This window comes from Nostoc sp. KVJ20 (assembly GCF_001712795.1).
Lineage (GTDB): Bacteria > Cyanobacteriota > Cyanobacteriia > Cyanobacteriales > Nostocaceae > Nostoc.
Genome location: NZ_KV757606.1, coordinates 24,221 through 34,867 on the forward strand (window position 1 = coordinate 24,221; position 10,647 = coordinate 34,867).

The following is a 10,647-nucleotide window of genomic DNA, read 5'->3' on the forward strand; positions in this document are numbered from 1 at the left end:
ATAAAATGCAAAAAGTAGAATAGTTGCAATTTTAATTATTGAGTTTTGGGAAAATATAAGTAATTAGCAAATGGCGATTTTACACTGTAATTGGTTACTAAGAAATCAAAATAGTCGTTTATTTATTTGGGGGGAAACTTGGCGATCGCCACGAGTGAATTTCGAGTCTAATGGATTTGGAGATATACCAGTACATCCATTGGCAATGACATCAGTTGAGTTGAGTGAGTGGTTGCGTTCCCAGAACATGGCAATTACCAACTTCATCCAAAAACCCCAAGTTGCGATGCCTGCGGCGGGCGGAGCCATCGCAACTACTGGGCGAACCCGCAAAGCCGCCAGTGCGCCTGAAATCAGTTTACCAACGCACTCTCAAATCATTGCCCTACCAACTTATATCCCAGAAAGCAGTCATGAAGGAACAACAGCGATTTTTCCTGTACATTCTGCCAGCTTGGGGGAAAATACAGACTCCCCACAATATCTGCAACCGTGGCGAGTTGAGGGTTTTTGTCTCAACCCCAGCGAAGCAATAAAATTTCTCGCTGCTGTTCCCTTAAATGCTGCTAAAGGGGAAGATGCCTTTTTGGGTGGAGATTTACGCTTTTGGTCGCAGGTTGCCCGTTGGAGTTTAGATTTAATCTCACGGTGTAAGTTTTTACCAACAATTGACCGACAATCAGATGGTGCATTTGCTGCCAAATGGCGAGTACTTCTAGACAGTGCAGTAGATGGAACTCGCCTAGAAAAATATTCTGCGAATATGCCGTTGGTTTGTCGTACTTATCAAGAGGGACTGGGTGGAGAAGAATTAATAACTAATGCCCCATGCCCCATGCCCCATGCCCCATGCCCAATCTATGTAGACTTCCCAACCGAACCTCAAGAATTACTTTTGGGATTTCTCAACAGTACGATAGATGCCCAAGTACGAGAAATGGTAGGTTCTCAACCTCCAATTGAAGCTAAGGCAATCGCATCTTTACCACCTGGGGTACGACAGTGGTTGCAAGCCTTAACTAGTACATCTGGCACTGTCAATGCAGATGCCATTGAAGTAGAACGACTGGAAGCGGCACTCAAGGCTTGGACTATGCCGCTACAATACCAATTAACTCTTAAAACTCTATTTCGTACCTGTTTTCAACTGCGTTCTCCAGAGTCCGGTGAAACAGATTGGACGTTAGCATATTTCCTGCAAGCGGCTGACAATCCTGAGTTTTTAGTGGATGCGGCAACTATTTGGAACAATCCAGTTGAACGATTGGTTTATGAAAATCGGACAATTGAGCAACCACAGGAAACATTTTTGCGAGGTTTGGGTGTAGCTTCCCGATTATATCCAACAATAGTAGGCAGTTTTGAAAGCGAATATCCCCAAGCTTCTCGTCTCACCCCCATTCAAGCTTATGAGTTTATCAAAGCTGTAGCTTGGAGGTTGGAAGACAGTGGTTTAGGAGTAATTTTGCCTCCTAGTTTGGCAAACCGCGAAGGATGGGCGAACCGTTTGGGTTTGAAAATTACTGCCGAAACTCCAAAAGGAAAGCAGGGACGTTTAGGGTTACAGAGTCTACTAAATTTCCAATGGCAATTAGCAATTGGTGGACAGACTATTTCCAAAGCCGAGTTTGATAAACTTGTGGCTTTAAATAGTCCGCTAGTGGAAATTAACGGTGAGTGGGTAGAATTGCGTCCGCAAGACATCAAGACAGCCCAAACATTTTTTACCACTCGCAAAGACCAAATGGCGCTTTCACTGGAAGATGCTTTGCGTCTGAGTACAGGGGATACTCAGGCGATTGAAAAGTTACCAGTGGTCAGCTTTGATGCATCTGGGGCATTGCAAGAGTTGATTGGGGCGCTGAATAATAATCAGGCGATCGCACCTTTGCCCACACCAGCAGGCTTTAAAGGGCAATTGCGACCCTATCAAGAACGAGGCGCTGCTTGGCTATCCTTCTTGGAACGTTGGGGCTTAGGTGCATGTCTCGCCGACGATATGGGACTCGGTAAAACCGTGCAGTTTATCGCTTTTTTGCTACATCTCAAAGAGCAGTATACACTAGAAAATCCAACACTGCTAGTTTGCCCAACTTCGGTTTTAGGCAACTGGGAAAGGGAAGTCAATAAATTTGCACCAAGCCTGAAAATTTTGCAATATCACGGGGACAAACGCCCAAAAGGGAAAGCGTTTTTAGAAGCAGTGAAAAAGCACGATTTAATCGTCACCAGCTACTCACTGCTTCATCGAGATATCAAATCATTGCAAAGTGTCTCTTGGCAGATAATTGTTTTAGATGAAGCCCAGAATGTGAAAAACCCAGAGGCGAAGCAGTCAAAAGCAGTGCGGGAATTAGAAGCTACATTTCGCATTGCATTGACGGGGACACCCGTAGAAAATAGATTGCAAGAATTATGGTCTATTTTGGATTTTCTCAATCCTGGGTATTTAGGCAATAAGCAATTTTTCCAGCGGCGGTTTGCCATGCCAATTGAAAAGTATGGTGATACGGCTTCTTTGACTCAGTTACGTTCATTAGTGCAACCATTTATACTGCGGCGATTGAAAAGCGATCGCGACATAATTCAAGATTTACCAGATAAGCAAGAAATGACCGTATTTTGTGGTTTAACTGGTGAACAAGCTGCACTTTATCAACAAGTTGTAGAACAATCTTTAGTAGAGATAGAATCTGCTGAAGGATTGCAACGTCGGGGGATGATTTTGGCTTTGTTAATCAAACTTAAACAAATCTGCAATCACCCAGCCCAATATTTGAAACAAGCGACATTAGAACAACATAATTCAGCCAAACTTCTGCGGCTAGAAGAAATGTTAGAAGAAGTTTTAGCAGAAGGCGATAGAGCTTTAATTTTCACACAGTTTGCTGAGTGGGGTAAATTACTGAAGCCCTATTTAGAAAAACAGCTTGGGCGAGAAATATTGTTTTTATATGGTAGCACCAGCAAAAAACAACGTGAGGAAATGATCGACCGTTTTCAACACGATCCTCAAGGGCCACCAATTATGATTCTCTCTCTAAAAGCGGGTGGAGTAGGACTAAATTTAACACGAGCAAATCATGTATTCCACTTTGATAGGTGGTGGAATCCAGCCGTGGAAAATCAAGCTACAGACCGAGTATTTCGGATTGGTCAAACCCGAAACGTGCAAGTACATAAATTTGTTTGTACTGGCACTTTAGAAGAAAAAATTCATGACATGATTGAAAGTAAGAAACAACTAGCTGAACAAGTTGTAGGCGCTGGTGAAGAATGGTTGACAGAACTGGATACAGACCAACTCCGCAACTTACTATTACTCGATCGCAGTGCAGTAATTGACGATGATGCAGAATAAGTTTGTAGTAAGGACTTTAGTCCTTAATGTGAGCGCTAAAGCGCTCACTACAAACCTCGCAAAATTAATGGGACAGACCACTAGATTAAATATGCGATATTGAAAAATAAGCTAACGCGCCTACATATTGCACTATTTTCCGTGTAGACCGTCATTAGTCATTTGTGTATTACCAAGGACAAAGGACAAATGACAAAGGACAACCTCACCAGTTGATGTGCAACTTAAATGCGTAACAGCTTATCACACCTTCTTGTTTACCCTGTGCCATCATGTCGAATCACTTTGCCCACGGTTATGCATTGTTAATTGGGGTTGGCAGAACAGCCGAATCTCGATATTCATTGCCTGTCACAGTTAAAGATGTGCAAGCCCTGAAAACAGTGTTAACCGATCCAAACTTGTGTGCCTATCTGGATGATTCCGAACATATTCGCTTATTGCAGAATGAACAGACAACGCGCAGTGAAATTTTAGATGGATTAACGTGGTTAAAGGAAAAGGCTGCTGCCGATAAAGATGCAACAATTGTAGTTTTTTACTCTGGTCATGGGTGCTTTGACTTATCAAGTCAATCTTATTATTTGCTGCAACATGACTTCAAATCCACAGACATTGCTAACACCGCCCTATCTGCCCAAGAATTTACTGAAGCTTTGCGGCAGATTCAAGCAAAGCGATTGTGGGTGGTAATTGATAGTTGCCATGCAGAGGGTATGGCTACTTCTAAAGGCGAACTACCTGCTGATTTTATCGCTACGGCATTGCCCAAGGGCGTAGTCGATGCCTTGAAGCAGGGCGAAGGACGCGCGGTGTTTACGTCTTCCAGAGGCAATCAGGTTTCTTGGATACGTCCTGATAAAACCATGAGTCTCTATACTTATCATCTAATTGAGGCATTGCGGGGATCGGCTAATCAACCAGGCGATTCCAAAGTTATGCTCTCAAATCTGATCAATCATTTGGGTAAAACCGTTCCAGAGAGCGCCAGAAACCAACGTCAGGCAGAACAGACTCCGTTTTTTGATACGGCGATGGAAGATTTTCCTATTGCCATGCTGCGGGGAGGGAAGGGACTACCAAACTCAACCCCAGTCGCAGATTTGCCTAGAGTGATGAGCAATCAAGAGGTTGTAACACCTGCATTGGCAATGGCACGTCGTTCACTAGCAATTTTAGAAGAGCAGGCTGCTGGATTTGGTAAGCTGCAAATGCCAGGTCATCTGAGAATTGAGCTAGAAGAAAAACGTCAAGAAGTGGCAAATCTTGAAGCTAGACTGCAAAAATCAGAGTAAGTAATTCCCACAAGCTGCTATGGAAGATCAAACAAACCTCGAACAAATGCTTTCTACCGCCCGTATGATACTGACGGTGTTGGAACAGCAGGCGGCAGGCTATACCAACTTGACTATTCCGGCTCATCTGAAGGTACAACTAGACGAGAAACGCCAGGAAGTCACTAGCCTAGAGGCGCGATTAAGCCAGTTACAGGGACAACGCCCCGCAAGCGTGCCTGATAATCTGCCCCGCTATAACGATGTGTTTGTGGGACGAAAACAAGAAATCGCCCGTTGTTTGGAAGCACTTTCACCAGAGGAGCGCGGTTGGGGTGTGACGATCGATGGTATTGGTGGTATGGGCAAAACGGCGTTAGCGCTGGAGGTAGCATACCTAGCCCGTAAGGAAGCCTTGTTTGATGCCTACCTGTTTGTTTCTGCCAAAACTACCTGGCTCTCAGCTGAAGGAGTGCGGGAAGAAACCCTCGCTCTGTCTTCTCTCGATAGCTTCTGCCGGGAATTTGCCAAGGGGTTGGGACAGACAGACATTGTGAAAATGACTGATGCCACAGAACGCCGCCGCGCCCTTCTCGATGCTCTACGGGGACGGCGCACCCTATTAATTTGGGACAACTTGGAAACTCTGAATGCAGAAGAACGCGATATGATTGCCGAGTTTTTGCGGAAACTGCCCACCCCCAACAAAGCCATCATCACCAGCCGCCGCCGCACTGGGGAAAGCGCCGTCACCATCCGCTTAGATCGTCTCTTAGAGACAGAAGCTTTGGAGTTAATGACAAAGAAGGGAGAGTCGCACTCCCGTCTAGCCCAGGAACTAAACGCCACAAAGCCAGAGATATTGACCGCTTTATATGAAGCCTCTGGTGGCAATCCCCTAGCACTAGATTGGACATTAGGACAGGTGGCACACAAAGGCTACTCTATCAGTGTTGCCCTAGAGCGGTTGCGGAATGCCGCCAAATCTGAGGATCTCTACGGGTTTCTGTTTGCCGATGCTGCCAAAACTCTCTCTAAAAATGATCGCACAGTGCTGTCTGCCTTAGCTGTATTCCAGACACCAGGAACAAAAGCAGCACTAGTAGATGCTACAGATTTAGTCCTTACTGAAATTCAAGTTTCTTTAGAGCGGTTAGTCACTCTATCTTTGGTAAATGACTTGGATGGGGAACGCTTTGGACTGCACCCCCTCACCCGCTCCTATATTCGAGCAGCTATGGTTGGGACAGATACTATTACTATAGGGACGCAGCCGCTAGCGGGTGAAAATCGATTTGACTCTTTTATTCCAAAAGTTCTGAACTACTGGTTAGGCTACGCCCAGAAGTGGCTTGACTCTGCTGCCGAACGCAAAGTTCTGCGCTACTGGGTGGACTTTGCCCAGAAGTACGGAGGTGAGGGCAAAGATGCCTACAAAACATACGACAAGCTGGAAGCCGAGTGGCAGAATCTAGAGGGCGTGGCAACAACCCTGCGGGAGATGGCAGGTATCCCCGGTGCATTGAAAGACCGACAGGCTGCCCAAATGCTCATCGATTTGGAAAACGCTTTGTATAACTTCCTCTTCTTTCGCGGCTACTGGGATGAGCGGGTGCGCTTGGGTGAGTGGCGATATCAGGCGGGAAAGGCGCTCGGTCAGTGGAGCGATGCTGGTTGGGGTGCTTATAATGCTGCCTTTATTTACTACAATCGTGCGGAGACTGATAGGGTAGCAAGTTGGTCGGTTCAGATGGCGGAGGCGATGGAGCGGGGTGGTAGTCGTCTGGAGAAGACTGTAGCAATCGGTTTGCAAGGACAGATTGCAACGCAACGCCAGGACTGGAAAGAGGCAGAGCGACTGCACCAGGAGAGATTAGCAATTTACCGAGAGTTAGGAGAGGAAGAACGTGAGGCGATCGCCCTCAACGATCTGGGAGGAGTTGTGCGATCGCAGGGACAACATGATCGCGCCGAGTCCTACTACAAGCAAGCGTTGGCGATACAAGAAAAACTGGGAAATAAAGCAAGCCAAGCAACTAATTGCGCCTGCTTGGGACTTCTAGCCCTTAACCGCGATCGCCCTTCAGAAGCCCGCGCCTGGTACGAGCGTGAGTTAGTGCTGGCGCAGGAAGTGAGACGGCAAGACTTGCTGGCTAGCGCTCAAGTGGGTCTGGCGCGAGTTCTGGAGGAAGAGGGGCGCTACGCAGAGGCGCTACCGTTAGCACAGTCTGCCCTGGATATCCAAGAGCGTCTCCGCGATCAGGGCTTGGATTTTTCGCGCCGATTAGTTGAGCGGTTGCGGCGCAAGGCGGGGATGGAATAATTCGTAATTCGTAATTCGTAATTAATTCAAGGTTTCACGTCTATGTGTAGTCCCAGACTCCCAATCTGTAGCCGTATCTTTGCGAAACTGATATGCCCCCAACGATAAGCGCTATAGTCTGAGGTAACTGTCACAAAGTAAGATTAACCCATCCATTCCATAATTTTGAATTTTAAATTTATTATGACTAATTACACATTACAAGCAAGCCGAGAATGGTGGTCACAACAATGGCTAGACTTACTAGATTCCTATCGCTTTAAAAAGCGTTTAGAACGTGCGAGAAATTATGCTCGTCAAGGAAATGTTCTCAGCATTGAATTTAAAGGTGCAAAAGTATTGGCTAGGGTGCAAGGTAGTGAAATCGAACCCTATAAAGTTTCCCTTTCCCTTGAACCATTTACTGATGAACAGTGGGGTTATGTAATTGAAACCATGTCCCAAAGGGCAATTTTTGCTGCCAAGCTACTAGCAGGAGAAATGCCACAAAATATAGAAGAAGTTTTCACGGCTAATGGTCTTTCGATATTTCCTTTTACCCTTGGTGATGTCCAAAGTAAATGCTCTTGTCCTGATAAAGCAAATCCCTGTAAACACATTGGTGCGCTGTACTATCAGCTAGGCGATCGCTTCAGTGAAGACCCCTTTGTACTCTTTCAATTGCGTGGACGTACCAAAGAGCAAATTATCAGCGATTTGCGACAGTTACGTAGCGCCAAGATTGAAACCCCTGCCACAGAAGCGCTTGATGTTCAACAGTCAATTCCTAATACCAAGTACTCGGTAAAAATTGAATCTTTCTGGCAATATAATGAGCCACTAGAGTCATCTTTGGTAGTGATTGTGCCCTCCAGCAGTGAGACAATATTAGATGTACTGGAAGCGATTCCCCTAGCAAAAGAAGAGGAAAATACAGTAAATTCTACATCGAGTGATGTGGTAATGAAATATTTGAATACCCTTTACAGAGATGTAAGCCAGAAGGCTGTTTTAGCAGCGATGAATGTGGGAGGAAGTTGATCATAATTCGTAATTCGTAATGGGCTATGCCCCGCTACGCTAACGTAATTCGTAATTATGAATTAGGTTGATTGGGTAGTTCAATCTTCACCCACTTCCGCACTGCCCGACGAATTGCCCGTCTGCCATCTGCCCGATTTTGCTCAATCAGTTTTGGCAAATCCCGAATAGCTAAAGTAGGAAATACTAAACTGTTCTCTGATTCGACATATTCTCCATCTTGCAGGTGATAAATCTTTAGTTCACCGGAGTCATAACACCAGAGTTCTGGTACTCCCAGGCGGGCATAAATGGGAAAACGATTTAAAGACTTACTGGTAATATCAATTTCCAGTGCCAAATCAGGTGGTGGGTCTTGTTTCAAATCCAGATCCAATCTACCCCGAACCGTAGCTTCATTCTGAAAATAGAAGCAGTTATCTGACTCTACCCCTGCCATTCGGCTTTCTCGCTTCCAAGTAGTCGAGCCATAACTTTCATAGTCTATAGCCAACTCTTCAGCGATGTCTTGAACTGCAATACTAATTACTTCTTTGTAATATTCGTGTTCTGATAAAGGTATCATAATTTCCAAAGTAGTGCGATCGTAAGCTAACCTTGCTGCCCGATGCTCTCCTAAGTCTTTTAGAAGATTTTCAAACTGTTGCCAGCTAATGTCATAAAGCATTACTCGGTCTGCTCGATTCTTGGCGACTGTCATTGTTACGATCTCCAGAATATTTTATTGTCCAAACTCAAGCCTAGCCTGTTCTACCAAATCAGCCGTCACAACCTCTTGTCCTGCTTCACGAGCCAGCTGTTCAATTCTAGCTTTAGCTTGAGAGCGGACAAAAAAAGGAATATTTTGCAATTTTTCTTTAGCTTCAGATGTCCATCGCAAAGCATCAATAAAATTGGAATCGCTCATAGTATTAATTACCGTTTAATCACTAGATTACTAATTTTCCTATAAAAAAAGCCCTTGCTTTTACGCAAGAGCTTTTAGACTATTTGATTGTCAGTGATGAGATAAACTTTACAACCTAATCTAGGTCGTCCATAAACATCACTGGCTCAGTCTCACGGTTAATTCCTTTCTCAAAACCACCAGCCGCAGCCCGTGCGCGACCAGCGTGCCACAAGTGACCAACTAGGAAGAAGAATCCTAGTACGAAGTGAGAAGTCGCCAACCAAGCGCGAGGAGATACGTAGTTGAAAGAGTTAATTTCAGTAGCCACACCACCTACGGAGTTCAGAGAACCCAAAGGAGCGTGGGTCATGTATTCAGCGGCGCGACGAGCTTGCCAAGGTTGAATATCATTCTTGATTTTTTCCAAGTCAAGACCATTGGGGCCACGTAGAGGCTCCAACCAAGGGCCACGGAAATCCCAGAAACGCATGGTTTCACCACCGAAGATGATTTCACCAGTTGGAGAGCGCATCAGGTATTTACCTAGACCTGTAGGGCCTTGGGCAGAACCGACGTTAGCACCCAAGCGTTGGTCACGAATCAAGAAGGTCAAAGCTTGAGCTTGAGAAGCTTCTGGCCCGGTAGGGCCGTAGAATTCGCTGGGGTAAACGGTGTTGTTAAACCAAACGTAGATTGAGGCAATGAAGCCCATCAACGACAGAGCGCCCAAGCTGTAGGAGAGATAAGCCTCACCAGACCAGATGGATGCACGACGTGACCAAGCAAAAGGCTTGGTGAAGATGTGCCAGATACCGCCAGCAATACAAATAAAGGCAATCCAGATGTGACCACCGACCACATCTTCCAAGTTATCAACGCTAACAATCCAGCCTTCGCCACCGAAGGGAGACTTGATTACATAACCGAAGATAACTGCTGGGTTCAATGTCGGATTGGTAATAACACGAACGTCACCACCGCCTGGTGCCCAAGTGTCATACAAACCACCAAAGAACATTGCCTTCAGCACCAACAGCAACGCACCGCATCCCAAAATAATCAGGTGGAAGCCGATGATGTTGGTCATCTTGTTCTTGTCTTTCCAGTCGTAACCAAAGAAAGAAGAGTATTCTTCTAAGGTTTCTGGGCCACGAACGGCATGATAGATACCGCCAAAGCCAAGGACGGCTGAGGAAATTAGGTGGAGTACACCAACAACAAAGTAGGGGAAGGTGTCAATGACTTCACCACCAGCACCAACACCCCAGCCCTGAGTGGCAAGGTGAGGTAACAAGATCAAGCCCTGTTCATACATGGGCTTTTCGGGAACGAAGTGAGCGACTTCAAACAAAGTCATCGCTCCAGCCCAGAATACAATCAAACCAGCGTGGGCAACGTGAGCACCCAGTAGTTTGCCAGATAGATTGATTAAACGTGCGTTACCAGACCACCAGGCAAAGCCAGTGGATTCTTGGTCGCGTCCAGCGCCGCCTAAGACATTTGGTCTATTAGAGAGCGTTACCACGTGGTAATACCTCCTCAGGGAATACAAATTGTTCGTGGGGTTGATCTTGAGGAGCCATCCAAGCGCGGATACCCTCGTTCAGCAAAATATTTTTGGTATAGAAGGTTTCAAACTCAGGGTCTTCCGCCGCCCGTAATTCTTGGGAAACGAAATCATAAGCCCGTAGGTTGAGTGCTAAACCGACGATGCCGACGGCACTCATCCACAAACCTGTGACTGGCACGAACAACATGAAGAAGTGCAACCAGCGTTTGT

General features: G+C 45.8%; 7 protein-coding genes and 1 pseudogene. 4 read left to right on the forward strand and 4 right to left on the reverse strand.

Going from position 1 to position 10,647, the window contains the following annotated elements:
- The first annotated feature begins 70 nt into the window (after positions 1 to 70).
- The 4 genes from A4S05_RS13295 to A4S05_RS13310 all read left to right on the forward strand — a co-directional run bounded on the left by A4S05_RS13295 (position 71) and on the right by A4S05_RS13310 (position 7,978).
- Positions 71 to 3,361 (forward strand): DEAD/DEAH box helicase, encoded by a 3,291-nt coding sequence (locus tag A4S05_RS13295; RefSeq protein ID WP_069070305.1) that lies wholly within the window; start codon positions 71 to 73, stop codon positions 3,359 to 3,361.
- A gap of 272 nt (positions 3,362 to 3,633) precedes the next feature.
- Positions 3,634 to 4,656: a caspase family protein gene (locus tag A4S05_RS43260; RefSeq protein ID WP_069070306.1), complete on the forward strand. Its 1,023-nt coding sequence runs from the start codon at positions 3,634 to 3,636 to the stop codon at positions 4,654 to 4,656.
- Positions 4,657 to 4,675: 19 nt separating this feature from the next.
- Positions 4,676 to 6,958, forward strand: a complete 2,283-nt coding sequence (locus tag A4S05_RS13305) for a tetratricopeptide repeat protein (protein WP_069070307.1) — start codon at positions 4,676 to 4,678, stop codon at positions 6,956 to 6,958.
- Between the two features lie 183 nt (positions 6,959 to 7,141).
- Entirely contained in the window at positions 7,142 to 7,978 is an 837-nt protein-coding gene (locus tag A4S05_RS13310; RefSeq protein WP_069070308.1) for an SWIM zinc finger family protein, read from the forward strand.
- A 55-nt stretch (positions 7,979 to 8,033) separates the two neighbouring features.
- Here the strand turns inward: A4S05_RS13310 and A4S05_RS13315 are convergent, their stop codons facing one another.
- The 4 genes and pseudogenes from A4S05_RS13315 to A4S05_RS13330 form a co-directional block, all read right to left on the reverse strand.
- A complete protein-coding gene (locus A4S05_RS13315) occupies positions 8,034 to 8,678 on the reverse strand; it encodes a Uma2 family endonuclease (RefSeq protein WP_069070309.1) in 645 nt (214 codons plus the stop codon).
- Between the two features lie 21 nt (positions 8,679 to 8,699).
- Entirely contained in the window at positions 8,700 to 8,885 is a 186-nt protein-coding gene (locus A4S05_RS13320) for a PCP reductase family protein (protein ID WP_069070310.1), read from the reverse strand.
- 115 nt (positions 8,886 to 9,000) lie between these two features.
- Positions 9,001 to 10,392: a photosystem II reaction center protein CP43 gene (gene psbC / locus A4S05_RS13325; RefSeq protein ID WP_069070311.1), complete on the reverse strand. Its 1,392-nt coding sequence runs from the start codon at positions 10,390 to 10,392 to the stop codon at positions 9,001 to 9,003.
- Positions 10,376 to 10,647, reverse strand: a pseudogene (locus tag A4S05_RS13330) (photosystem II D2 protein (photosystem q(a) protein)); the annotation flags it as partial. The pseudogene A4S05_RS13330 and the gene psbC, both read right to left, overlap by 17 nt.